Origin of the sequence: Streptomyces sp. NPDC050625, assembly GCF_040654755.1 — a bacterium.
Classification (GTDB): Bacteria; Actinomycetota; Actinomycetes; order Streptomycetales; family Streptomycetaceae; genus Streptomyces.
On the sequence record NZ_JBFAIQ010000001.1, the window covers coordinates 819,438 to 843,539 of the forward strand.

Below are 24,102 nucleotides of genomic sequence, written 5' to 3' on the forward strand. Positions count from 1 at the left end.
GGACGACCTCGGTGTATTCCTGTCTCTGGCTGATGGACGCTGGGGCAGAGGGGGTAGGAGATGCCAACGGCACGGGCGAAGGCTCACAGTGGGGGCAGACTGCCGGGCAAGGGCGGTGCCGACCGGCGGTCGCCGGGTCGGGTGCGGTTCGTGGGCGTGCTGCTGATCCTGCTGTCACTGATATCGGCGGTGCTCTGCTACGTCGCATTCGCTGCGTGGTTGCCCTCCGATAGGGAGCGCTACCGGGACTACCAGGCAGCCGAGCCTTGTCCCGCTCATGCGACGGTGCCGGTGGAGAGTGACTGCCTGAGCACCTGGCATTTCACCGTCGTGAAGACGGTCATCAAGAGCGCTGGGAAGAGTTCCAGCTACAAGGCGACCCTGAAGGATGAGGACTCCTGGCGGGGAGTCGTGGCCTTCGGCGACCCGGGACCGCTCCTGGAGCGGCTGGAGCCGGGTGACCGGGTCACTGCCACCGTCTGGCGCCGCGACATCGTCGTGCTCAGCAAGGACGGGGTCCGGCAGAACAGCTCCGAGGCGCCCCGTGACGAGCTTCAGATGAACGCCGCCCTCGGCATGCTCGCCGCGCTTGTCGCGGCTCAGGCGTTCGTGTTCGGCGCGGTACGCCTTGTCAGGCCTCGCGGTTACGAGCCGTTTAGCTGGGATCCGTACGGCAGGCGGCTGCTCTTCACCAGCATTGGCGCCTGCTTCGGCGTGGGGCTCCCGGCCGTGTGGATCGGCATCCCGTGGTGGACCGTGCCCGCTATCGGAGTCCCGGTCGTGGTGTGCGTGGCGGGGCTGATGCATCACCGTCTACGGCTCCGAGCCGCGGGCGGAGCGTGACGGCCCTGGTGAGTGTCGGCGTGCTCGTGAGGGGCCTCGCCATTTTCTGGGCCTCACCTGCGACGATGCTCCAAGATCCCGTCCACGCCTCGTCCACAGACCCCGACATACGCCCGCTCCGAGCTACATACGCCGGCACATACGCGAACACCCCGGCTCAGCGTTTCCGCTGGTGACGGGGTCCCGTCAGGGATGCCATCCCACGCATGTCCTGTGATTTAGAAAAGTGCGTTCATTCCGATATGCGACTCAGATCTTGATGACCGTCGTGCGCGACCCGCAAAGTGCGGTGAGGTCTTCCGGGTCGGACGTGAGTACGGTGACGGGCCCGGGGGCGGCGAGGGCGGTCGCGCTCAGCATGGCGTCGATCGCATATTTGTGGCCGTGTAGGCCGGCATCGGCCAGTAGGGCGGCGGCGTGGCGGGCGATCGGCTCACTGACCGGCTCCACGACGAGGCGGGAGAGGCTCCATTCCAGTGCGGGGCGATTGATGCGTGGGTGGACCACTTCCACCAAGGTGGCCGCGGACGTGATCACGCGCAGGTCGTCGGCGCGGGCGAGGGCGAGCCAGGCGGTGACCGTTCGATCGCGCAGCACGGCCTTGGCCAGCCCTTCGCTGTCGAGTACCAGCGTGCCACCCGGGGTGGCGGAGGAGCGTGTCACGCCGCGTTCTTCCCGTCACTGGTCTGCTGCGCGCGTGCCTGGTGCAGTTGATCGCGAAGTGCCTGCACCTCGTCATCGGTGATGGGGCCGTGTTCCGCTTCTGCGACCTGGATGAGTTCGTTGAGGTTGTCGCGCTCGATCTGCCGGGCGACGGCGGCGGCGACGTAGGCGGACAGGCCGGAGGGACCGCTGCGGGCGCGGGCGGCGTCAGCGATGTCCCGGGGCATCGTGATCGAGTACTTCTGGGTGGGCTCGCTCATACCCTTTATGCTACCGCGAATGCTACTGGATTGAGCGGGGCGCACGAGTTGCTGCTTCACGTTGGCGAGATTGTCAGTGGTCATCGTCTGGCTGTCTTGGTACCACGGGATCAAGATCCGGGCGGCACGGTGATAGCGGGGGAACGTGGGCTGGCAGGAAGAAGTCGTCTCGGCGCTGGACGCCTGGGTGGCCCATGAGGGCGTACCTGCGCGGGAGCCACGGTGGCGTTCTCTCGGGCGAGCGGTACGGGGTCGAAAACCTGGGGAGTACGTCGTCGATGTGCGCGGCTCCGACATCGGGACGGACCAGCTCCAAGGTGACAGCCTGAGACTGGCCGGGCCGGACGAAAACGGCGTCGACGCGGGCCACTCCGTCCTCGACGTGTTCAAGGACGGCAACGCCCTTCGGGTGCGGGTGCCGGAGTTCGCGGATCCCACCGACCCGGTTCTGTGGATGAAACCGCAGCCCACCGGATTCCTCGTGAAGGCTCTGCGTGAGGGCCTGGCCGCCCTCACTGATGCTCCACTTGCCCACCTCATGGCCCGGGGCGAGGCGGGCACCGGTCGACTGGCCCCGACCGGACCGCCGTCGGACGTGCTCCTGCCGGCTCAGGACCTCGCTTACCGTGCCTGCACGGGCGAGGGACTGTGGCTGGTGTGGGGCCCGCCGGGCACCGGCAAGACCACGGTCCTCAAGCGGGCCATCGGCGACCTGATCGCCCGGGGGAAGCGGGTTCTGCTGGTCTCGGCCACCAACATCGCCGTGGACAACGCCCTGTGGGGTGTGGTGAAGGAGCGTCGGCACGCAGACGGCGAGATCGTCCGAGTGGGACCGCCCCACTTGCGCGAGGTCGCGGAGGACGCGAGTGTCTGTCTCACCCTGATGGTGCGCGAGCGGCTGGCCGAAACCGATGAACGACGTCGCGTCGTCGCTGCCCAGATGGTCGAAGCCCGGGAGCGGGCACGTCAGTTGGAGGATCTGGAGCGCAGCCTCACGGACTTCGACGCAGTGGAATACGCGGCGGACCGCACCCGGCTCGACGACCCCGCCCGTACTTCCAAGACTTTGGAGAGGGCGCGAGATCAGGCGCAGCGTGATGCCCGGGCGGCGGCGGAGACCGTCGCACGGCTGGAGAACGAACGCCAGTCTGCGGTCGAAGCGCTGAGGACTACGGAGCAGGCCCAGGCAGACTGGAAGGCGCACGACGAGTATCAGGAACGCCTCACCCAGCTGCGCACGGCGGTCTCCGACCTGGAGGCGAAAGCCCTGCTCGCCGACAGCGAGTATGCGTCGGCTCAGGACCGTCTGGACGGCCTTGAACAGTTGACGGGTTTCTCAAGGCGCCGGACCAAGCGTGACCGGGAAGCGGCGCGCGCCGACCTGGAGACGGCACGCATGAAGGCCCAGGAAGCCAAGAGGAAAGCCTCAGCGGCACGATCTGTCCTCGCCGGTCAAGAGGAATCTGTAACGGCGCGGCTCATGGAGGTCCGCGCGCGGATCCCGTTCAGCAAGCAGGAGATCACGCTCCGGCAGACGACACTTCGCACGGTGGCGAACGACCTGGAGCAGGCCTACCGCACCCACAAGGTTCTCGCCGCCCGCTGGGCTCCCGTCGTCCGAGAACTCGGCCTCTCGCAGACCGCCGAGGCACGTGTCGCGGATGCCGACCGCCTCGGGCACCCCAGGCGCCACGTCCTCGCGGCAACCCTGAAACCCCAAGTCGCCGCGGACCAGGAGAACCACCTGGCCCTCGAACGCCGCCACCGTGAACTCCAAGAGGAGTACGACAAACTCGCCCGTGACGCCCAGGGCGAGATCATCCGCGGCGCGAAGGTCGTGGCCACCACGCTCGCCCGCTTCCGCACCACCAAGGCGGTGTTCGAGGGAGAGTACGACGTCGTCCTGGTCGACGAGGCAGGAGCCGCGACCCTGCCTGAAGTCCTCCTCGCCGTGGGCAAGGCCAGGACGACGGCCGTTCTGCTCGGAGACTGCATGCAGCTCGGCCCTGTCCTGCCGAAACTCGACGCCAGGAAACGGCCCGATGTCGCCCGCTGGATCCTGCGCGAGGTGTACGAACACTTCGGCATCGAGTCACCAGCGGCTGCCGTCAATCACACCGGCTGTGTCGTCCTGGACGTCCAGCACCGCTTCGGCCACGACGTCATGAGCCTCGCGAACGCCCTCGCGTACGACGGCGTTCTGAAACCAGGCCCCGGTGTCGAGCAGCGTGCCGCGCGGCGCGCACCCGGCGATGCCGAAATCGTGATCATCGACACCGACGGACTCCAGAGCCTCGCCCAGACCCACCGCACAGGCCGCCGCAAGGGATGGTGGCCGGCCGGCGCCCTGCTGCCAGGGCTCTGGTCGACCTGCACCGCGAGGACGGCGAAGACACCGGTGTCGTCACGCCGTACCCGGTACAGGCGGAAGCCACCCTGGAGGCACTCCGGGACAACGAGGCAACCGGCGGCCTACTCGCCGAAGTCGGAACCGCACACCGCTTCCAGGGCCGTGAGTTCCCCGTGGTCGTCTTCGACACGGTGGAGGACGACTACGGCGACGGCCTTTGGATGTCCCGGGCCACTCGGGCCCCCGAGGCGACAGCCTGGGCCCGCAACGGCGTACGGCTCTTCAACGTCGCCGTCACTCGCGTACAGACCAGGTTGTACGTCATCGGAAGCCGCAGCCGCATCCTCGCCGCGGGCGAACAGACGGCCATGGGCAAGCTCGCCGCACTCATCCACGACCGGCGCGCCAAATGGGTCCCGGCGACCCAGCTCGTCGCCCCCGGCGGACAGTCCGACATCCCTCTCGGCCCATTCAGCACCCGCCTCGCCGACGTACTCTCGCGCCACGTGGAGGTCACTGACGTCCACGACGAGATCTCCTTCTACGAGACGTTCGCCGACCGCTTGGCCGAGGCTCGCACCTCCCTGTGGATCTGGTCCCCCTGGACCGCGAAACGCCTGCTCAGTCTCCTCCCGGTGCTGGAGGGCGCGGTACGCCGTGGAGTGCGCGTGACAGTCTTCGTCCGTGACCCCTACGACACGGGCCAGAAGAAACAGACCCACCTGGTCAAGCAGCTGCGGACCGTGGTCCCTACCGTCGTCTCCGTCAACGTCATGCATCAGAAGATCGTCATCATCGACCAACACACGGTTCTGCTGGGCAGCCTCAACTCCCTCTCGCAGAGCCGTTCCCGCGAGGTGATGCTGACCATCAAGGGCGGCCACTTCGCCCGCAAGATCCTGACCCACGAACACGCGGAGGACTTCGCGAAACCGCCGCGGTGCAGTTCGTGCCAGGAAGACGATGTGGACCTGCGGCGTCGAGGCGACGGCTCTTGGTACTGGAGGTGTTTCAACCGGGCGTGCCCGGCACGGCAGGGCTCCCGGGCGTGGGAAGCGCCAGTGCGCTTCGGGTCGGGGCGTCGGCGTTGAACCCTGTCTCGGCCCGGTCGGTCTGCTTGTTCTCCCGGAACAGGGCTGGGGGTCGGCGCTGCTCCACCGGACTCGTCCTTCGGTCGGCAAGCAGTGGACCGACTCGGGGGAGACCCACGATGACCGCGGACTGAAGAACCGGCCGGCCGAAGAGGTGCGGCTCGTGCCCATCCCGCCCCAGCTTGTTGCCATCCTTCGGCAGCACCTCGACACGTTCGGTAGTGCGGAGGACGGGCGACTGTTCACGAACGAACGTGGGGGAGTGGTCGGTTCCTCGACCTACTACCGCGTGTGGCAGGAGGCTCGGGTGCTGGCGCTCCCGCCGGCCGCGGTCGCCTCTCCGCTCGCCGCTCGGCCGTACGACCTCCGACACTCGGCCCTGTCGACCTGGCTTAACTCCGGGGTGGACCCGACCGAGGTTGCCGAACGGGCGGGCAACAGTGTTGAGGTCATGTTGGGCCGCTATGCGAAATGCATCGATGGACGCCAGGAGATTGCCAACCGCAAGATCGAAGAGTTGTTGCGCGAATACGAGTGATCTCGCACATGGGTCTTTAGCCCCCAGCCCGCATTGGCCGGTGGCTTCGTCGTGTCTCGGCCGTGTGCTTTCGGCCGTTGGTTGCTAGTCGCACCTGCCGGGTCGCGTCCCATTTCACGGATGGACGACTGTCGCAGGCGTCCCGTCCAGTTCGCGGTCTACGCATACGTCGGCGGGCTGCCGACTCTCGCGGTATGGGGGTTTTAGAAGAGGGACCGCGCAGGCTGGGAGGTGGGCAGTCGCGCTGCCTGTACTGCGGCCTGCCGGCGGATCGCGTGGCGACGCTGGAGCAGGACTGGGTGTTGCTTGAGCCGGACATGACTCCGCTGGCCCATACGGTGCCAGCGGAGCATCGGTGGATCGAGCTCTCCGACGGTCGGGTAACCGTCTATGGGGTGTGTCCGCCGGATCCGTTTCAACGGTGCCGTATCGAGCACCGGCTGGCCTGCTCGGCGCAACCACAGCCGGATCTTTGGCCGTGGTTGACGACGCTGCGAGCGGAGAACGGGCGGCGAGTGGAGCGGCAGGCTGACCCGGAGCCGCCAGAGCCTCCGGAGCAATGGCCGGATGCGGGGTAACGGTCGCTTGAGGCAGACATGATGCTGAGGGGCATCGACTTCCAGGAGCGCACCGGCTTCTTCGTCATCTGACCAACGGAGGCCAAAACCGTCCGCCGCTACCCGTATGAGCTCACCGAGCGGGGAAGGTCAGTCGCAGAACGATCTCGCCGTCGTCGATCTCGCCCGTAGGCTCGAACCCGAACTTTTGATAGAAGGGCCACGGTTCGCCGTCGCCGGGATCGTAGCTGGTCAGCAACTCGGTGGCGCCGTCCGCGCGAACCAGGGCGGCGATCTGCGTGAGCGTCTCTCGGCCGATTCCTCGCCTCTGGTGCCGCTTGTCGACGAGGAGGCGCCAGATGAAGTGCCGCCCTTTGTAAGGACCAGCCGGCGGCTTCCACGACAGCATCACGAAGCCGACCGGCTCGTCGCCGCGGTACACGGCGCGGTACCAGGGATTGGCCTCTGGTTTCTTTGCCGCCTCCTTGAGTGACTTGGACACGGAGGCGACGAACTGCTTCTGGTCACGTCGGACGCGGAGGGCACGAACGGCATCCCGGTTGACGTCGGTGATCTCCCGCAGGTGCACGCCTGGAGACCTCATGCCACACCCCTTCCTGCATCCGGCTGCTGCGCCATCCGGGCCGACGCGAAGAGCCGCCGCCGTGCGTGAGTCCGTTGCGTGCACGCAATGTCAAGGACGTCAGGTTGAACGTCTTCGCAGCGTATTCGGCGCAGTGGCTCTGGAGCGGGACTGGCACGCCGGGCTGTGTCCGCTCGGAGGTAGCTGCTTTGACCTGGGCAGACGCTCCAAGATCCTGTCAAAAGAGTCCACGGACCCCGTCCTAGGGCCGCTCAGCGCTGCATATGGCTGCACATACGCGAAGACCCCGCCCTCAGCGTTCTCGCTGGTGGCGGGGTCTTTGGGCACCTCATACAGGGTGCCCCCGGCAGGATTCGAACCTGCGCACACGGCTCCGGAGCCCAGGTGAGACCGTGAGGGCATTGGGCCCCTGACCTGCGGCGAAGGTTTCAGCCGAGTGGGCATGGAGCAAGATCATTACGCCCCTATTACGCGGGCGGCCTGTCGGGCGGTCGGTCCGGCCCGTATGGTCGAAGCATGATCTCGGGCAGCGGCGGGGGACAGGACGGCAGCGGCGCGGAGTTCACGGCGGAGGGGCTGGCGCCCGTCCTCCAGGAGGCATGCGCGACGGCCGGACTCGACTACCGCGGCGCCGAGTTGCTGCGGCTCGGATCGAACGCGGTCTACCGCCTCACGTCGTTACCCGTCATCGTCCGCATCGCGCGTGATCCGGCGGTTCTTACAGAGATGGAACGGGCCGTGGGCGTAGCCCGCTGGCTTGAGTCGCAGGACTTCCCTGCCATGCGCGCGCCGGCCTCGGTGGCTCAGCCGCTCCTCGTCGGCGGCCTGGTGGTCACCTTCTGGGAGAGCGTCCAGGAGAACGAGGAGTACGCGACGGTTGGCGAGCTGGCCGACCTTCTGCGCCGCTTGCACTGGCTCGAAGAACCTGAATCCCTGGGCCTCCCGTACTTCGATCCGCTGGCCAAGCTGGCGGCGTCCCTCGAAGGGCTGGACGGCATCCCGGGGGAGGACCGGACGTTCCTGGAGGAACGAGCGGCGAGACTCGCCAAGGACCACGACCGGCTGGACTTCGTCCTTCCCTTCGGCCTGATCCACGGTGACGCCAGCATCGGGAACATCCTCCGCCATCGGGACGGGCACGCTGTGCTCATCGACCTGGACGGCTTCGCCCTCGCCCCACGCGAGTGGGACCTGATCCAGACGGCGATCTTCTACGAAAGGTACGGCTGGCACACAAAGGTGGAGTACGGCGAGTTCGTGCACCGGTACGGCTTCGACCTGATGAACTGGCCGGGCTACGAAACGCTCGCTGACCTACGTGAGCTGATGATGGTTGCCTGGCTGGGCCACCAGGTCACGACGAGTGAGCGGTCTGCCGCCGAATTCGCTCGGCGAGTGAGGTCTCTTCGCACAGGGCAGGGCCGAGACGAGTGGGGCCCGTTCTGAGCGCAGAGTTCACGTCCTGGCGTCAGACAGCGACGCGAGCGTCGGAGGCAACCCAAAGCCTGTGTTCTCTGACTTGCCCAGTGAAAGCGCGCGCGACTGCGCTGTCGCCGACGGCTGCGAGGTCCTGCCGGAACTCGGCGAGGTAGCTGACGCATCGAGCTGACTTCAGCTGTTCGCCAAGATCGAGCGCATCGAGGGCCACGCGGCACGCCTCCTCGACGTCGCCGGCGCGTAGGTGGGCGTCGGCGAGAACCATGGTCGCGAAGAAGTCGCTACGCACATGGTTGCCGCTCATGGCGTTCTCAGCGTGGGCAACGGCCTGCCGTGCGCTGTTGACGTCGCGGAAGCAGTGGGCGGCCTCCGCGGCGAGTTCGGTTTCGTCGAAATAGCTGATCCATTCGGGCTCGTCGTCGCTGTTCCGGCTCTCCAGCGCTCTCGTGGCCGCGCCCAGGGCGGCCTCGCAGGCCCCTACGTCGCCGGTTCGGGCAAGGGCACGGGCTTCCATGACGTGAAACTGGGCGCGCAGGGTCGGGGTGGCCACGGGGGAGATGCCCATGAGCGCCGCGCGAGCGAGCGTCGCGGCCTGCGTATAGCGGCCCAGGAACGTTGCCTGGTGGCTCATGGCGGACAGGATGCTTCCGGCGAGTCGGCGGTCATTGGCGTCCTGCGCTAACCGAAGAGCCTGAAGGAAGTACCGCTGTGCCAAGCCGTGGCGGCATGCGTCGTAGGACATCCAACCGGCCAGAAGCGTTGCCTCGGCCACGGTGGAGAACAAGGTTCGGCCGACCCGTTCGGTGTACTGACCGCGCAGGAGCGGCATTACTTCGGTACTGAGGTACTGGATGGCCGCGTGTCGCGCGTGATCACCACCGAAACGGTCGTCCAATTCGGAGAACATGTCCGCGGTCGTCTTGATAGCGGCTACGTCTCCGAGACCGACGCGCATTCCGTCCTGACGCTGCCGGGGAACGCCTGGGTTGGGTGCGACCAGCCACCGGAGCGAAGCTTCGTTCCATGCCGGTTCGGACGGCTCTGCCTGTAACAGGGGCTCGTACTGGTTGAGATCGGCGCGCCACAGTTGGCCGACTGTTTCGATCGCGCCCTCGGGGCTTTCTGGATAGCTGGCGTCCAGCAGCCCCGTGTCGCGCACGCCTTCGTGGATCAGCCCGAGTTCGGCGGCACTGAGTCCGTACACCTCGCACAGCAACGGACCGTAGAAGTCGTCCGGAGCGCTGTGCCCGTTCTCCCAACTGGCGATACGACGCTTCACGCTGGCGTCCGACGGGAGTTGGTGACCACGGCGGGCCGCAGCCTGGCGTAACTCGCGCACCAACCGCGGCTGACTCCAGCCTCGGCCCGCACGGGTTTGTCGTAAGCGGATGCTGGTGGGCTCCATCGAGGACGTGATCGTTCCCTCCCCACGCCTGCTCCGGTGTGAAGGCTGCGGCTCACAGCTTCCTGACCTTACGACCGAATGTACGCGTCGTTCTCCGCCGGGCGCTCCAAGTAGTCGCAGATCGGCAGCGATTGACCCATGACGGGGGATGACACGTCCACGTGCGACGCGTCATCCCCCGTCACCTCTCGTCATCTCCCCTGACCAGGGTGGTGGCCTTGAGGCTGGAGGCAGAGCGGCAGCGGCCGCGATTCTGAGCCTGACCGAGGTGAGATGACGTGCAGAGGATGACCACCAGGGGTGTCGAATGGCTCTCCGCGGCGGCAGACGATCCGGCCGGTTGCCGGGAGACGTGGGCGGACGACCCACGCGCACCGTACGCGCTGGGGGCCGGCCGCTTCTTTGACGTGGTGACGGTAGACCAGCGGGTCGGCATCGAGACCTTCGATCAACTTCTGCATCGGGGGCTTCCGTTCGGCCCGGTGGTACTCGATCACAAGGCTCGCCGAGTGGGATTCTTCCTCGGTTCGCGCAGTGAGGGACCTTCGTTCACTACCTCGCCCAGGAAGCAGGAACCCCACCCCCGTACCGCTACCTCGGCCGAAGCTCGGTGGTCGTCGTCCCCGGCCCCATGCCCATGACCGGCGACCGTTACCAGTGGCTTCGGGCTCCGACTCGGCGTCCCATTGCCAACCCGCTCCGCCCGGTGGCCCTGGCGACCATGCTGATCGCCTCTACCGAGTTGCTCGCCCGCGTGGACCGGTACAGCGAGCGTTACCCGTCCGCGGCGGCCGTCACGTTCTCCGCTCTTGAGGGGACCACGACCGATGCGGGATGACGCCACCCAGCGGGAAGACACTGCCACCTGGTCGCCCCTTGTCAGCGACGACTGGTACGCCGCGCGGGATGCCACCACCGCCCTTCGGGACGCTCTGGTCCGTGCCGGTCTGGAGAAGGACTTCCCTTACCTGCGCGCCGACTTGAACGCCTTCGGGCATGGCTTCGTCGAGCTCGGCCGGGTGTCGCCGGCCACTGCGGAGCGTCTGGCGGAACTGCTGCGGCTGGCGTTGGCCTCGGAAATGCAGCGCCTTGAAGAGTCCGGTGGCGGTGCCGCCGAACACGATGCAGGAAAGGACTAACGCCATGACCGACCGACGGGGAGTCGTCGACAAGCGCGCCGAGAACCTGATGCCTGGCGTGCCCTACGTCCGCGGCTGGGCACGGGCGCGCCGCGGCGCCGACACCTTGGCCGCACAACTGACCGCCCTGGGCCTGGAGCCTGACTTCCCCGGCCTCACGGCCGACGTGAATGTCTCGGGCGACGGCCTGGTACGCCTCGGCATTGTGCGGCCCGAAGCGGCCCTGATGCTGGCCGAGCTGATTGTGTCGGGCCTCGCAGCGGAGATGCCGACGCCCGCCGGGAGGCCGCAAGAGGCGGCGAGCACTCGCCCCAACGCGTCGGCTGCCTGACCACTTCGCCTCAGAGACCCCGGCCGGTTGCGGTTTGAGCAGGCTCCCGCGACCGGCCGGTCCGCCCCCGCACGTCGTCGCTCCCCCGGCGGTCGATGTGCGGGGCCTTCTGCTGCGCGTCATGCCTCTCCGTTCGTCGGTCTGCCGCTCGGCCGGGACCGGCGCCCCAGCGCCGCAGCCCGGACGAACGGCAGACCAACATGTGGGGTTGCCGGCACGATCTGGCACACATCTTCGCTCCAGCGATCCGGACGAGAGCGTCATGGCCCTGGCAGAGCGTCTCGGTCGGCGGGACCCAAGTCCGGTCAAGCAAAGCATGTTGATGGAGATTAACCGGGGGATAGCCTCCGTCCATGAGCCTCTCTGTGGCGTCGACTGTGTTGGCACTGGCCATATCAGTCCTATCGCTCGTGGTGTCCTCCTTCGTGTCTGCGCGACAGCTGCAGCTCGCGAACAACTCGAACTTGCTGCCTGTGGTGGTGGAGCTGTTTCGTGAGACGAGACAGCCCGACTTCTCCCGCGCCATCGAATACATCAAGTCGGACCTGGCGCGAGAGCATTCGCCCGAGTTCGGGTACAGGCGCTTGCCAGATGAACCGCTTCGGCACGTCCGCCGCGTGAGCCTTTTCTATGACGACGTAGGAAAACTCGTCGCTCATGGCGTAGTGGATGAGCGGTTGATCATTGGTTCTTATGGTCCGAACATCATCAACATGTGGAACGTGTTGGCGCCCTATATATATCGAGAGCGCGAGCTGACGACGAAGGCGATGATCTACTTCGAAGATCTGGCGCACCGAGCCCGAGTAAGGCCACAGATCCGCGTACACGCTGAGCTGCGCCTTCACCGTAGTCCACCGCAACCGCCCCCATGGTCAGAGTGAGCTCGCAGATGACGCGCCACACCGCCCAGCGATTGCCCGAACCCTCCGGGTGCTCCCCTACCCGTGGGGACCTCAGGCAGGGGCCTTGATCGCGCAGATATTTCTTCTTGCCCTGGGTCTTGCCGGGGATCTCGGGGACCTGCGTTTTCGCTGCTCAGAGGCGGTGGGCACGTGCGCCTGGTGGTCGTCGTTGGTCGTCATTGGCCACTGTCGAGCGGCCTCGGACGGCCCAGGGACGGCCCAGCCGCCGAAGCTCCACCCCAGTCTCTCTAACGTCGCCGGCGCCGACCGATAGCGCTGCACAGCACTTCGAACCAGCTCACGAAGAGATACCGCAGCCTCCACCACCAGCCTCTCCGCCGCCTCAGGCGCCGAGGCCCCAAACCGTGCGTCACACCTGCGGGTGCCGAAGGCCGGCCGAGCCTGGGCGCCCGACTTCGCCCGCCACCGCCGTGTAGGTGGCAGAAGCCGTTCCAGCCCGCAGAATTGCGGCATGCTTGCCCTTGCCGTGTCACACCAGCGCAACGCCCCATGAACCGATTCTGACGTGGCCAGGGGAAGCAGGGCGGCCAGTTTGCCCCTTTGGGGGTGCCAGTTGTCCAGCCCTACGCCAACGGCGATCAGCTTGGCAAGCTGCTGGCGTCTGCAGCGGGTTGGTGCGCTGACCTGTATCCAACGGCCATGCTGCGGCCCCGTTGAGCCTGTCTGCGTTCCCCGTGATTCCCCGCTGTTCCCCGCACGATCTGGTGCGCTTGTGGTGCGAGCCGCACACGCCGAAGGTAAAGCTCGTGGGGCGCGCTGTCAGTGCGCATGGCTAGGGCCTCTGACGCGCGGTCGGCTTCCGAGGTGTCCAGCTCTGCAGAGCAGCTGCATCCCCGGCTCTGTTGGGGGTCGCCCGGGTACGACTTGGGACCTAACCAACGGTCGGGCTTCGGGCTCGTTCGCCTGGGTTCATGGGTGGCTGATCGCTGCTGCGAAGACGGCTCTGGGTCCTGTCTGAACTGCCGTGAACGGACCTGAATAAGACGGGAAATGAGACGGGGGCCCCGCGGCTTGCGCATGGGCGCCTCGCCTGGAAACCCCTTGGCAGCCGTGTCGGAGGGACCGCTAGCGTGCCCCCATGGATCGCCTAGGTGTATTGACCCGCAGCGTTCCAGACCTGGTTCGCGTCCTTCGCGGCTGCGCGAGTCCGACTCGTCGGTGCGCTCCAAGGCGCGCCTTGACCTGATGGACGTCATCGGCTTCCTGCTGCTCTTCAGCGGCCTTCTGCTGGCTCTCGCAGCGGCGGAATCCTGGTTCTGGCTCCCGCTCGCGGACTTCGCTCACGAACGCTGCCTACGCGGCAAAGGGCGTCCACTGGCTCCGGCTCGCCGCTGGTCCACGACTTGATCCATGCGACAGGCTCCATTCGGTCCGCGACAGCTACCCAGAGCAGCTTCACCAGGAAGATGGGAAGCGGCGTTCGAATACATTAGCCAAGTTGGATTTCCTAGCCTCGCATCAGATTCACGATATCTCCCGCCTTTTCCAAGACACGCCTTCCGTAAAGAATTGAAGTAATTAGCACTCCTGCAGCGCCTAGCAGGGTTGTAATTGCCGGGTCAGGCATTTTGAAGAGTGAGACCGCCACTGCAGCCCCGCCCATGAACAAGGCGGCGAGCACCATACGTACCGGCTCCCAATCAGGGGCGGGCGCCAGGCCTTCCAGGTCTTCGACTGGGAGGAGAGCCCCATTCAGACCTTGAGTGTGTCGGGCTGCAATCTCCATAAGCAGATTCACTAGCGAGGTCAGTGCTTCCAGAGGCGCCTCGTCTAGCTTTGCTTCTGCATTTTCTACCGCTGCCACCACCAGGCGCGCGTGGCGCCTCAGTCTGCGACTCCGCCCCGAAAACGGAAGTAACCCAGCGACTAGATACCGCCTGTGGATCTGTCGCTTGACGATCTTCGTTTCACTAAGCATTCGATAGATATTATATGCCCGATAGGAAAAACCTTGAGAGTAAAGTCTATCGGCCCATAGAGTGGCCTCGAAGATGTGCCCCACCAAGGAATTCCGTGACGCTACATTATACTTTCGCGTCATGGCGCGTACGGGGCTCGGTCGGGTAACTTCTTCAATGGATTGTTTGCTATATGGCCGCGGGCGAAAGATGTGCCCAAAACAGAGCACGAGCGCGAAGATGATCGCAGCAAAGAGCATTGGATTATTTGCGGCATGTTGGGATACGTCAAGAATCCACTGGTCAAGCCAGGAGTTGTGTGGGCGTTCAGGAGGTGGCGGGACTTTTGGTGGGTGCTGGTCAATTCGAATAGCGAGAGCAATCAAGGCGGCAAAGACGGCAGACATGAACACCAGTGGAGAGGCGGTATTGTCTCTCGCCCAAATCCATCGGCGAATCGCAACGAATACGCGTAGGGGCGGGGGCGCCACCCCCAGCTTTTCGATTGCTCTCGTGAACTCTGCAATAAGCTCGCTAGTTCTCGCTAAAGCCACCGCATTCTTACGCCGCCCCACGTCTTCCCCCGTCGCGTTCAAGCCCAGACCACGAGCGTGCCACTGAGTCCTGCTCGCTGTCTCCGTTTCAGCTCATCTCGCGTGATGCCGAAGCCTTCTGGGAGGCGGCTCCCGTGCTCACACTGGGAATGTTCAAGGCGCGGAGCGGCAGGGGCTGCGCCTGGGGATGGTGTGCTCCTCACCTGCGTCGATGGTCCGTCCGTGTCCGCGCTCGTTCGCCGTTGTCCGTCGGCGTTGTCACGCAGTTAGACACTCATCCCCGACCGCGTCCTACTTGTTGCGACGCTTGCTGACCTTCTTCTTCAGCTCGGCCTGGCCGCGCTTCGTCCAGTCGCCTTGGTGTCGGTAGCAGCGTGAGGTGCCTTTCAGTGTCTTGTTCTGGCAACGCCCTCCAGATGCCGTCGGCCAGCCGCACTTGCTCTGCTTCCACTCGCCCACCGTTCCCCCCGGGTAGTCCGCTTGAAGACTCGGCCGGCACTCAGCGTGCAGCGCCGTGCAAGCACTGTGTAGGGCGCACAGTCAACGGTGTGAAAGCTCCGTGCGCGCGCGAGTAGGTACAGCCCGTCGCGCATACAAGCGTTCAGTGTTCGGTGGGTGCTCCAGGAGGCGGTGGACGAGGCCAATCATCTGCGCTCATGGTCGACTTCCCATACGCTACGGCGCACGGCATGCCGCCGTCATGGCCAGGGGGAGCATGGTGGAGCAGCTTCAGAGGCTCGTTGTCCGCTACGGCGAATGTGTACAGAAGCCTGTGCGCTTCCGTCCAGGAACATGGCACCCGCGGTTGGCGTCGCACGGGGCAGCGCATGTACTCGATATCGGCGTTGAATCCCCGGGTAAGCCGGCCGGTGACCGTCTCATCGAGCGGGGCGACTTGGCCCGTCTCCGTGACCTCGCTGGTGATGACCCCGATGGCCTGCGTGACCTGTTCATAGCTGTCATGGTCTGGGGCTCAGGCACCACCAACGGACGCGGGCCGCGGTACACCGAAGCGGCCCTGTCCGACCCGCGCCTGCCCAGAGTCCTTCGGACCACGCGCCATGCCGTCCGAAGCGGAGACCTGAGCGGGGCCTACCGGCAGTTCGTCCTTAGTGGAGTGGGACGATCCTTCTTCACCAAGTGGTTCGCGGCCGTGGACGATGGTGAAGCCACCTGTGAACGGGCCTTGATCCTCGACGACCGCGTCTTTCGTTCGCTGAACGCCCTCGGGTGGTCGAGCTGGAAGGCGGCGGGCACCCGCCATTGGCCCACCCGATACACCACTTACGTCAGTGCCGTGCACGTCTGGGCCTCGGAGCTTGGTGTCACACCGGACTGGCTTGAATGGCTCCTCTTCCATCTGAACGGTCACGTAAGCGAGACCTGAGCTTGGGAAGCTTGGGTTCTCTGGCGTCGACTACCGCACTGACCTGCGGTGTGCGAGCGCGTCAGCCCATGTGGGCCTGCAGCAGCTTCCCTGCTGTTCCCTGTGAGTCCCCGCAGTATCTGGCACGCTAATGGCACGGCATCCCTTCCTGCTTACCTGGGTGCTGGGCTGGCTGTCGCGCAGGACTTCGTTGGGCTGGATGAGGGTATGGGCTAGCGAGGCGCTTCCCGACCCACTGGTCCCTGGCTCAGGCACAGGTGGGGTACTTCGTCAAGGAGACAGCGACATCCACGCAGGCCGTGCCAGCGTTGAAGTCTGTGCCCATGAACGTCTCACGGGAACTCGGAGCCGCCACAGGGTAGAGCCTTCGCATAAAGCTGTGTGCTCGGTCCTCGGCCTGCCTTCCGCTGTGCTTGTCACTCAGTGGCTCAGAGACATGGGCCCTGATCAACGTGTGGTACCAGCGGTTCATCTCCCCGATGTGCTGGGTCAGTCGAACCCACGGATCGGAGCTATAACCGATCTTGATGTGAGGGTGGCTGCCGGCGATCTCCAGGACATAGAGGCGATGCTCACGGAATCCGTCTTCGCTGAGGAACGCCCGAACCTCCTCTCGAGCTCGGTCCTGTACGCGCATCGCCAGAGCCGGCAAAGGACCGTCCCCAGCGTTGCGCATTAGCCGACGAGCGACTGTGCGAGGGTTTTTGATCAGAACCACCCTGCGCGGCGGTACAGGGATAGGCGCGAGAGGAGGGAACGGAAGGGAGAGGGGAGTGCTCACCGGCATATCCTGAGTATGGCCTAACTGGGCGCTGCGGAAGGCCAGTTAGAACCGACTGCAACCACGCTGGTACGAAGACCCCGTCCTCACCGATTCCTGCTAGCGACGGGGCCTTCGGGCACCCTCACGCGGCATGCCCCAGCAAGGTTTGAACCCGCGCACACGGCTCCGGAGGCCGTTTAGTCTGGGCGCGTTCATCCTGGTCAGCAGTGCGCAGACGCCGTGCCGCAAGCGACCTGTCCACAACTGGTCCACAGCCTCGGGGCCCTGTGGTCTTAGTAGCTGTGCAGTCGGGTCGTTCGATGGACCGAGCTGCCAAGGCAGGGGCTGATGTCAGCGCACTTGGTATACGAGAGCTGATAGCCCATTAAGGCTAGTGACAAATCTCGGCAGGTAATCATTCACTGGGCAGCTTTGCTCTCGTCGTACTCCTGCATGGCCCAATCCCGATAGCGGCTTGCATCGTACCCAGCAGCATCAAGGAGTTTGGAGGACGCTTGGATGCACCTTTCGAATTCTTCGGCCTGAGTGCGAAGCAATTCGTCCACTCTGGCGCGATTGTTTACCCGACGGGGTATCGTGCGCGATTGAGCGCAGATTTTGTCAGCGGGAGCTGGGGGAGGATTGACTACTCTGACTAGACCGTGCGGATCTGGCTGAACTACCGGGTCGGGCTTGAAGCGAATCGCTAGGGAGACGATGTCGTCGTCGCCGGCACCGTGTCCTGTACGGTATGTCATGAAGCTACGCACGGAAGCTTTCAGTCCAAGCTCCACACCACGCGAGATAATCCATTGAGTCAAGCCCAGCATGAAGGCTTCGCTGGTGTCTACGAGATCGGCTACACGTATGGGCGAGGCACAGTCCTGCAGGCCCCAGGCCGTAGCGAAATCTGACGCGTATGCCTTGCAAGTGTCGTGGATCTGCTGGGCTAGGTGGACCAGAGCCTCTTTCGCTGTGTCGTCTACGCTGTTGTCATCCATCCGGGTCGTGATGAAGAGAAGGAAATCTTCATCGGAATGCATCTGATGCTGAAGAATCGCTTGCAAGGCTGCGAAGTAATTGGGTACACCGCTGGACTTCTCTACCCCTGCAAATCCACCACAGAGGTCAATATTGATGGCATGGAAGGGTGCGTCTCGCTTGACGCGGTGCCACTCAGGCGAACGGCTCTGGCCGACTGAGCGGAAATCGGCCGAGTACACCTCAGAATCAGAATGGATGCAGTCCATCCTGATAACGGAGAATTCAGCGGAGTTCAGTTCGGGTTGCTGAGCATCCTGCGAGGTAACAGCGGTATTGAACCCAAGGTATCGCAGCTTGACTTGACGTGGTGAGCAGACAGTCTCTGCTATATGGCGAATGTCGAGTAGATCGTTGCCTGGCAAAGTGAGATAACGAAACTCACTGCCGCTAAGCTTGAGATCGCGTGCCAGAATACCGATCTCCCGGGACCATTGGGCGTCGCGCACGTACTGCTTGCGGGGTCGGTGCCACGGCTTGAAAGCGCGCTCCACCTTTGCCGGAAAGGGGACCGGGCCTTCGCCAAGTAGGGCGCGGAGGTCATCTTCTTCGGAGCTTGTCACTTCTTCAGCCAAGGTTCTCAGCTTCCATGATGCCAAGGATGGATCCAAGCAGGTTGTCTTGCTCCTTCGGGGTTAGCTGCTCAAGAACCCCGTATACGGACAGCACCTTGGTAATAGCTTCCAGCTTGCGGAGGCTCTTGGGACTCAAATCAGTAAGCGGCTTGTCCGGAATTTCGCTAAAGATGCGGTCGAGGTCAAACGTCTGAATGACACTCCCGCTGTTTGCTACCACGTGCTGCGTGGGGCGCGCGAAGTGAATCTCTGGAACCACTCCCTCGCCGTCGGTCCGCAGCGAGTTGGCGGAGCTTACGATACGGCTGATGCGGTCTTCTGCTTCACGTGTTGCTGACCCCCGAGCCTCCTGACGTAGTTGCTGCGCTTTGCGCTTCTGTGTTGTTGCGAGCTGACGCAAGGAATTGTGCAGCCAACGTGTAAGAATCACTGTGTGCGGGTGAGCGGTGTTGAAGCTCTCACGGTCGATGTTTAGTGCAGCTTCTAGGCCCTGCTTTACGAAGAGTTCGCAAGTGATCTGCCGCAGACGAGTCAACTCTGCGACTTGGTAGTTGAAAAACGTCGAGTCAAATAGGGTTCCGCTTGCTCCGTGAATGCGAACGAGAACCCCTTGATGCTCAGTGGGTGCAACTCTAGGTGTCCAAACGAGGTATCCTTCGAACTCGAGAGGGCCAGCACTGATGTCTCGATCTAGGCCCTTGAATTCTTGTCGAAGCGATCCGACGAACACCATCGGCTTCTTCAGCACGTGCTGCGTTGTTGGCAGATCACGGAATTTGATCGGCCGACTGAGTTGCACGCCGTCGATGGTAACTTTGAAATCGCTGTGAGAGTTCTCAGGGAGAGGGAGTTTCGCAAGTTCTCGGACTGTGACCTTGGGGTCGTTGCTTACAAGTTCCTGCGCTGAACCTCTAGAATCGTTGGCGAGCTTATAGAAATAAGCCCACTCATCCGAGACACTTTCGTCTAGGACGCTCTTTTCCACGTATGGAAGGGGGAGCGCTAGGGCAAGATTCCAAAGCATCTGGAGATAGGTATCGAACATCTCCGTAAGCTTCACAGTTGTGCGCCCCTGCGCGGACTCCCAGACGCTTTTCACCATTTTAGGGAACGCCGCATTAGCGCTATCTCTCTCATCCCACGGAAGGCTACGCTCTTGATTCTTCGGATCCTTGATATGGAGCCCGTGCGCGTCAAGGTGGCCAATATGGTATGTCGGGATGGAGGAACGAGCCTTCGCCTCAGCTTCGTCGCTTAGGGAATGCGTGATCGCGCCCCACAGCTGCTCGCTGCGAAGACTGTCCCGTGTTTGAGGGCGAATAGCGGTGAGCACGATCGTTGTGCCATGTGCACCGACGTCGTTAGTCGGTTCTCGCCACGCCTGGTAACTGCCCGCTTTGAACGTACTTCCTTCGGTCCCAGTCGGGCCGTCAGCAAATTGGCGCAGATTCACTAGAACAATCGTGCGGTATGGATCACCCGCAGTCTTGGTGATTATCTGGAAACTGTGGGTAAGCTGGGACACGGAGAAGATTCCGATGCCCAACTTGCCAATCAGCTTGCGACCTTTGGGGCTGATGTTGGAGTCTCGTGATGAGGTAATTCCGAGTTCTTGCCCTTGCTTCGTCCGTTTGGCGCTACCGCCAATGTTGTGAAGCAAGTGAATGACTGCTTCGGGAGTCATGCCAGTGCCATTATCTTCCACCGTCATGCGGCTGAATTTCGGCGCGTCAGTTTTAACTGAGACCCAAGTAGCATCCGCGTCGTACGCGTTTGCGATTAGCTCCCTGACGGCGGATCCAGGTTGACGATAGATTCCATCCGTTACGCGAGCAATGACACGGTCGTTGGTGGTCAGTGCATTCTCGACTGGATCTGACTGTCCAATTGACTCGCGGAGTTCATTGGCAAACTGCTGATCTAGGTTACTGCTTGGAGGATTCATCGCTGATTCTTAGTTCCCTCTCTGCAGAGTCAACCTTCGTTTCGGCCCACGCTGACCCAATTTCGCCCCCGCGTCGGGTTCTCAGTCGAGACTGAGCTGAACGAACTTAGTGTAGGTGCCTGGTGACGTGGTGCGATGGAAAATGCCAGAAGCTGAACTGTGTATCTGGAGCTTCTGTGTCGGGCGCGCTTTGGCTGCCCGCTGCTGGACACGGCTAAGGCGGTCATCCCCCGTCCGCGGCAGGGCGGGTGGCCTCCGCGCCCTGCTGGTCGGGGATGCGAGCCACTGTGCCCCGGCGGGTCTGGATGAGGTGCCGCAGTTCCTTCGGAGTCGGCCAGGGCGCGCAGCGGTGGATCACGCGGTGACAGTTCGCGCAAATGAGTGCAAGGTCGCTGAGCTTGGTCCGGCCTTCGCCGGCCTCGTGCAGGGGTACAACGTGGTGGCACTCGATGTAGCCGCTGCCGCGGTCGCCGTAGACCTCTTCGAAGTCGAAGCCGCATGCCTCGCAGGCCAGCGTTCCGCCTTCCTTGAGCACCGCGTCGATCTTCTTCTTCCGCAGGCCCTTGTTCCGCTCCCGGCGCCTGTGCCGACTCATCAGCAGCCGACCTTCGGGCGCGCTGTAGTTGTCCAGGTCCCCGTCGTCTTCCAGCGGCAGCGTCTGGAGGTCCCCCGTAGAGATGCCCTGAAGGATGAGCCGGGCTGCCTCGGTCATCTCAGCCGGCCGGGCCAGGAACTCGTGCAGCACCTCAACATCGAGGGCACCGCCGTTGGTGGGCTTGCCCCGGTAGTCCGGGTGACGCGTGGCGATGTCGAACGTCTTGCGGGCCACCCCGTTGGGGTTGCGGAACTTCTCGTTGCGGTCGGCCTCAGCATGGATCGGCATGAGTTGCAGAAGACCGGACAGCTCGATGACGCGCGGATCATTGGCGTCCAGGCCCTTCCACCCGTTGGTCATCACGAGGTGACAGGCCAGGATGATCTCATCTCGGGTCCAGTCGGGGTTCTTCACTGCCCTGACCTCGAACCCGGCTCGCTTCAGCCAGGCTGCGGCGTGCTCCTTCCCGCCGCTGAACTCTTCCGGCAGCAGCGCACGTCCGTAGTCCCACCTGTGCGCCACCCCTGCAATGGCTTTCGAGTCGTACTCCCGTCCCTCGTGTAGGAGGAGGTACGAGCGGGCCTCGCTGAAGCGGTACTTGGCCAGGAACCGCGCTCGGCCTAGTTCGTCGTACTCAGCGATGGCCTTGAGGACGGCATCACGCGTGATCGCACCTTTGCGCATCCCGCAAGCCTACGTGCGAGACTGATAGCGCAGCTCCAAGTCTGTTGACCCCGGGACACGTTGGTGGGCGTCGGTGGCCGTTCGTCACGGTTCCCCATCGGTGGTCAACTGGGGCGTGAGGCAGATTGCCGCAAGCTGCGCAACGCGGGACCCCGTCAGAGTGGTGACGTGGTACCAGTGTCGCGATCCACTTGGGTGACCTGCGGCTCACGGTCTGGGCGCCTGTCACTGGCAGTCGTCATCTGTCGTCGCCGATCCCCCTCGGACGGCCCACAGACGGCCCGGCGTAGGCCGTCCTGGAGCGTTCATAAGGGGCCCTCAGCATGTTTCGAGCTGCTGCGCCAGAGCCCGGGCCCCACTGCTCAGTCGCATATATGCGGGCTGCATGCAGAGGTAGCGACAGGACTAAATCAAACACATGATCTATTTCCATGGCGACCCCAGACCCGTTGTCAGTGGCGGGCCGTAGCATCTCTTGACGGTGCCCCTGCCGCAGACAGATGCACGTAGCAGACGCATGCTTTACAGCTGAGGGCGACCAAGAGAAAATGCACAAGGGTGGGTAGTCCAAACAAAGCAGGGGGAAGTCATGGCGCGCGTCTCCGAGTACTACAGGCTGGGGCGAACCCAGGGCACGTTGGATTTTGTAGACGTAGACACCGTAAATGACATTCGAGTGTACGTGGACCCTGGTTTGATCCGCTATCTTGAGGACGACTGGGGCAAGCAATGCCTGAAAATGCTTGAAACCTTCTTCGATAGCGTACTTGATGCCGTTCGCTCAAACGATAAGCGACGAACGGTTTCACTACTTAGCCAACTTCGTGAACCTAATGAGACACACCTGGGCATCTCGCGAGGGCCGAGCGCAGGTAGGGGTTTCGGAAGCAAAATGGGGGCCGCCTTCGCGGAGAAGCTTGCGGAAAGTGAAGCCGCAAAAACGGGACTAATCCAAGACCTTGAAGACACTGCGTTCTTCATCGACGGTGTCGACATGGACATCGTTTCCGACATCACGACAAATATCATCCGCGGCCCCCTCATCCTCTACACCCAGCAGATGGCAGAACTCTTCGATATCCCCTTGGAAGAGGATGTCGTGAGCGGACCAGTTTGGAACCCCGACACTCTGGAGTGGGAGAACGGCTTTACGGAACTGCCAACCCCTGACGGAAATAAGCTGCTCCTGGTGCCCAAGATGATCGTACGCCGCTCCATGCACATGTCCCGCAGCGAGTACTACCGGAACCATCTGGTACCCGTTCTTCAGGATGAGGAGGCTAAGATCGCTCTGAGGGGACTTGCAGATACGGTCCGTTCCCGTAGCAAAGTCGTGGTCACCAAGAAGCAGATCAAGCAGAAATACGGCAGCACAAAGCCCGACGTCACGCGCGAGACACTCAAACGGCCGTCCGTGTACGAGCACTACCGGGCCATTAAGAGGCAGGTTGCCCCTCAACCGCTGTCCCACCGGGAACTTTCTGACACGGCGGATACGCCGATGCCCGATTACGAGCAACTGCTGCAAGCGGTTCTAGACGTTCCGCCCGGCAAGCAGGATGCAACGCGCTACCACAACGCCGTCGAGTCTCTCCTGACCGCCATCTTCTACCCTTCGCTCTCCATGTCGGATAAGGAGACTGAGATCCACGACGGGCGCAAGCGGATCGACATTTCATACACAAACACGGCGAGGGACGGCTTCTTTAAATACCTCATTCGGCACCGGATTCAAAGCCGTTACGTATTTGTCGAGTGCAAGAATTACGGCAAGGACGTTACCAATCCGGAGCTCGATCAACTCTCCTCTCGATTTTCGATGTTCCGCGGCCAGTTCGGTATCCTGGCTTGCCGGTCATTTAAAGATAAGGACCTTTTCCTCAGCCGCTGTCGTGACACTGCCAGGGACGGGCGCGGTTACGTCATTGCCCTCGATGACGATGATCTCAAAAGGCTCGTAGCAGACGTCTTGGCTGCCACAAAGCCTGCACCCGTCGACCTGGACGATTCCGAACCTGAGCCTATCCGTCCCGTGTCTGACTATCCGCTGCTCCATGAGCGGCTCAAGCAACTGCACGGCTAAGCCGCCGTCCTCCAGTACCCCTAACTTCCCTAGCTCTCATCCCGTCTGCCGTCGGCCCACACACCGTGGAGCGGGCGTGGTTCATGGCGTCCAGGTGGAGCGCGCCACTGTACGAACGACCTGGACGCCATGGGCCGCGCCTGCTCGGCTCTGCCTGGGTCGATGGCAGACGGGATGAGAGCACCGCGCGCACGCCACTGTCCGCCGGCACTCGCGAACGGCGCCCCCGCCATCTCGGAGCCTGAGCGCCCCCGCCGGAGGCTCGTTCTGACCGTGGCTGCTCCCCTACAGCGATCGACTCACGTCCCGGCTCTCGTCGCGTGGGCGCGCGTCGGCGCAGCGCGGGCGGAGCGGGCCGAAGGCAGGAGCGGCGCCCGGCGCGGAGCCGGGAGCGCGCCCGGCGGAGCGGAGCGCAGCCGGCTTGATGACGTAG

Annotated in this window: 17 protein-coding genes and 2 pseudogenes; 11 read left to right on the forward strand and 8 right to left on the reverse strand. The window is 63.7% G+C overall.

What is annotated here, in order from left to right; translation table 11 throughout:
* Positions 1 to 60 precede the first annotated feature (60 nt).
* A complete protein-coding gene (locus tag AB0I54_RS03785; protein WP_363294228.1) occupies positions 61 to 843 on the forward strand; it encodes a hypothetical protein in 783 nt (260 codons plus the stop codon).
* A 249-nt stretch (positions 844 to 1,092) separates the two neighbouring features.
* Here AB0I54_RS03785 and AB0I54_RS03790 read toward each other — a convergent pair whose 3' ends face one another.
* Positions 1,093 to 1,506 (reverse strand): PIN domain-containing protein, encoded by a 414-nt coding sequence (locus AB0I54_RS03790; RefSeq protein WP_363294230.1) that lies wholly within the window; start codon positions 1,504 to 1,506, stop codon positions 1,093 to 1,095.
* On the reverse strand, positions 1,503 to 1,766 hold the full coding sequence (locus AB0I54_RS03795) for a CopG family transcriptional regulator (RefSeq protein ID WP_363294231.1): 264 nt from the start codon (positions 1,764 to 1,766) through the stop codon (positions 1,503 to 1,505). The genes AB0I54_RS03790 and AB0I54_RS03795 overlap by 4 nt, the downstream gene beginning before the upstream one ends.
* A gap of 538 nt (positions 1,767 to 2,304) precedes the next feature.
* On the opposite strand from AB0I54_RS03795, the pseudogene AB0I54_RS03800 reads away from it, so the two are divergent.
* Positions 2,305 to 3,720: pseudogene (locus AB0I54_RS03800) on the forward strand (AAA domain-containing protein); the annotation flags it as partial.
* 138 nt (positions 3,721 to 3,858) lie between these two features.
* Here the strand turns inward: AB0I54_RS03800 and AB0I54_RS03805 are convergent.
* Positions 3,859 to 4,074 (reverse strand): hypothetical protein, encoded by a 216-nt coding sequence (locus tag AB0I54_RS03805; protein ID WP_363294232.1) that lies wholly within the window; start codon positions 4,072 to 4,074, stop codon positions 3,859 to 3,861.
* Between the two features lie 20 nt (positions 4,075 to 4,094).
* On the opposite strand from AB0I54_RS03805, the gene AB0I54_RS03810 reads away from it, so the two are divergent.
* From AB0I54_RS03810 to AB0I54_RS03820, 3 genes and pseudogenes are all read left to right on the forward strand, one after another.
* Positions 4,095 to 5,207 (forward strand): AAA domain-containing protein, encoded by a 1,113-nt coding sequence (locus AB0I54_RS03810; protein ID WP_363294233.1) that lies wholly within the window; start codon positions 4,095 to 4,097, stop codon positions 5,205 to 5,207.
* A gap of 31 nt (positions 5,208 to 5,238) precedes the next feature.
* Positions 5,239 to 5,745: pseudogene (locus AB0I54_RS03815) on the forward strand (site-specific integrase); the annotation flags it as partial.
* A 194-nt stretch (positions 5,746 to 5,939) separates the two neighbouring features.
* On the forward strand, positions 5,940 to 6,323 hold the full coding sequence (locus AB0I54_RS03820; RefSeq protein WP_363294234.1) for a DUF6083 domain-containing protein: 384 nt from the start codon (positions 5,940 to 5,942) through the stop codon (positions 6,321 to 6,323).
* A gap of 112 nt (positions 6,324 to 6,435) precedes the next feature.
* Here the strand turns inward: AB0I54_RS03820 and AB0I54_RS03825 are convergent, their stop codons facing one another.
* On the reverse strand, positions 6,436 to 6,891 hold the full coding sequence (locus AB0I54_RS03825; RefSeq protein ID WP_363294235.1) for a GNAT family N-acetyltransferase: 456 nt from the start codon (positions 6,889 to 6,891) through the stop codon (positions 6,436 to 6,438).
* 531 nt (positions 6,892 to 7,422) lie between these two features.
* On the opposite strand from AB0I54_RS03825, the gene AB0I54_RS03830 reads away from it, so the two are divergent.
* On the forward strand, positions 7,423 to 8,352 hold the full coding sequence (locus tag AB0I54_RS03830) for an aminoglycoside phosphotransferase family protein (protein ID WP_363294236.1): 930 nt from the start codon (positions 7,423 to 7,425) through the stop codon (positions 8,350 to 8,352).
* A 22-nt stretch (positions 8,353 to 8,374) separates the two neighbouring features.
* On the opposite strand, the gene AB0I54_RS03835 is transcribed toward AB0I54_RS03830, so the two are convergent.
* Positions 8,375 to 9,622, reverse strand: coding sequence for a hypothetical protein (locus tag AB0I54_RS03835; RefSeq protein ID WP_363294237.1), 1,248 nt, complete (start codon positions 9,620 to 9,622; stop codon positions 8,375 to 8,377).
* Positions 9,623 to 10,575: 953 nt separating this feature from the next.
* On the opposite strand from AB0I54_RS03835, the gene AB0I54_RS03840 reads away from it, so the two are divergent.
* The 4 genes from AB0I54_RS03840 to AB0I54_RS03855 all read left to right on the forward strand — a co-directional run bounded on the left by AB0I54_RS03840 (position 10,576) and on the right by AB0I54_RS03855 (position 15,983).
* Complete coding sequence (locus AB0I54_RS03840; RefSeq protein WP_363294238.1) at positions 10,576 to 10,887, forward strand: hypothetical protein; 312 nt, start codon at positions 10,576 to 10,578, stop codon at positions 10,885 to 10,887.
* Between the two features lie 4 nt (positions 10,888 to 10,891).
* Positions 10,892 to 11,218 carry a hypothetical protein gene (locus AB0I54_RS03845; RefSeq protein WP_363294239.1) on the forward strand — a complete coding sequence of 109 codons (327 nt, stop codon included), beginning with the start codon at positions 10,892 to 10,894 and terminating at the stop codon, positions 11,216 to 11,218.
* 353 nt (positions 11,219 to 11,571) lie between these two features.
* Complete coding sequence (locus tag AB0I54_RS03850; RefSeq protein ID WP_363294240.1) at positions 11,572 to 12,102, forward strand: hypothetical protein; 531 nt, start codon at positions 11,572 to 11,574, stop codon at positions 12,100 to 12,102.
* 3,209 nt (positions 12,103 to 15,311) lie between these two features.
* Positions 15,312 to 15,983 carry a hypothetical protein gene (locus tag AB0I54_RS03855; RefSeq protein ID WP_363294241.1) on the forward strand — a complete coding sequence of 224 codons (672 nt, stop codon included), beginning with the start codon at positions 15,312 to 15,314 and terminating at the stop codon, positions 15,981 to 15,983.
* Positions 15,984 to 17,165: 1,182 nt separating this feature from the next.
* Here the strand turns inward: AB0I54_RS03855 and AB0I54_RS03860 are convergent.
* From AB0I54_RS03860 to AB0I54_RS03870, 3 genes are all read right to left on the reverse strand, one after another.
* Positions 17,166 to 18,362: a hypothetical protein gene (locus AB0I54_RS03860; RefSeq protein ID WP_363294242.1), complete on the reverse strand. Its 1,197-nt coding sequence runs from the start codon at positions 18,360 to 18,362 to the stop codon at positions 17,166 to 17,168.
* Positions 18,355 to 20,307, reverse strand: a complete 1,953-nt coding sequence (locus tag AB0I54_RS03865) for an ATP-binding protein (RefSeq protein ID WP_363294243.1) — start codon at positions 20,305 to 20,307, stop codon at positions 18,355 to 18,357. Before AB0I54_RS03865 ends, AB0I54_RS03860 begins: the two co-directional genes overlap by 8 nt.
* Positions 20,308 to 20,530: 223 nt before the next feature.
* Entirely contained in the window at positions 20,531 to 21,586 is a 1,056-nt protein-coding gene (locus AB0I54_RS03870; protein WP_363294244.1) for an HNH endonuclease, read from the reverse strand.
* A gap of 589 nt (positions 21,587 to 22,175) precedes the next feature.
* Here AB0I54_RS03870 and AB0I54_RS03875 point away from each other — a divergent pair.
* The gene (locus AB0I54_RS03875; protein ID WP_363294245.1) at positions 22,176 to 23,669 is read left to right on the forward strand and encodes a hypothetical protein; all 1,494 of its coding nucleotides are present in this window, start codon (positions 22,176 to 22,178) and stop codon (positions 23,667 to 23,669) included.
* The last annotated feature ends 433 nt before the right edge of the window (positions 23,670 to 24,102 follow it).

What these genes read in the sequence shown, in the direction of transcription:
- AB0I54_RS03875 (WP_363294245.1), top strand. Translation starts at nt 22,176, where the DNA reads ATGGCGCGCGTCTCCGAGTACTACAGGCTGGGGCGAACCCAGGGCACG.
- AB0I54_RS03870 (WP_363294244.1), bottom strand. Translation starts at nt 21,586, where the DNA reads ATGCGCAAAGGTGCGATCACGCGTGATGCCGTCCTCAAGGCCATCGCT.
- AB0I54_RS03830 (WP_363294236.1), top strand. Translation starts at nt 7,423, where the DNA reads ATGATCTCGGGCAGCGGCGGGGGACAGGACGGCAGCGGCGCGGAGTTC.
- AB0I54_RS03785 (WP_363294228.1), top strand. Translation starts at nt 61, where the DNA reads ATGCCAACGGCACGGGCGAAGGCTCACAGTGGGGGCAGACTGCCGGGC.
- AB0I54_RS03850 (WP_363294240.1), top strand. Translation starts at nt 11,572, where the DNA reads ATGAGCCTCTCTGTGGCGTCGACTGTGTTGGCACTGGCCATATCAGTC.
- AB0I54_RS03865 (WP_363294243.1), bottom strand. Translation starts at nt 20,307, where the DNA reads ATGAATCCTCCAAGCAGTAACCTAGATCAGCAGTTTGCCAATGAACTC.
- AB0I54_RS03795 (WP_363294231.1), bottom strand. Translation starts at nt 1,766, where the DNA reads ATGAGCGAGCCCACCCAGAAGTACTCGATCACGATGCCCCGGGACATC.
- AB0I54_RS03845 (WP_363294239.1), top strand. Translation starts at nt 10,892, where the DNA reads ATGACCGACCGACGGGGAGTCGTCGACAAGCGCGCCGAGAACCTGATG.
- AB0I54_RS03820 (WP_363294234.1), top strand. Translation starts at nt 5,940, where the DNA reads ATGGGGGTTTTAGAAGAGGGACCGCGCAGGCTGGGAGGTGGGCAGTCG.
- AB0I54_RS03840 (WP_363294238.1), top strand. Translation starts at nt 10,576, where the DNA reads ATGCGGGATGACGCCACCCAGCGGGAAGACACTGCCACCTGGTCGCCC.
- AB0I54_RS03855 (WP_363294241.1), top strand. Translation starts at nt 15,312, where the DNA reads ATGGTGGAGCAGCTTCAGAGGCTCGTTGTCCGCTACGGCGAATGTGTA.
- AB0I54_RS03810 (WP_363294233.1), top strand. Translation starts at nt 4,095, where the DNA reads ATGGTGGCCGGCCGGCGCCCTGCTGCCAGGGCTCTGGTCGACCTGCAC.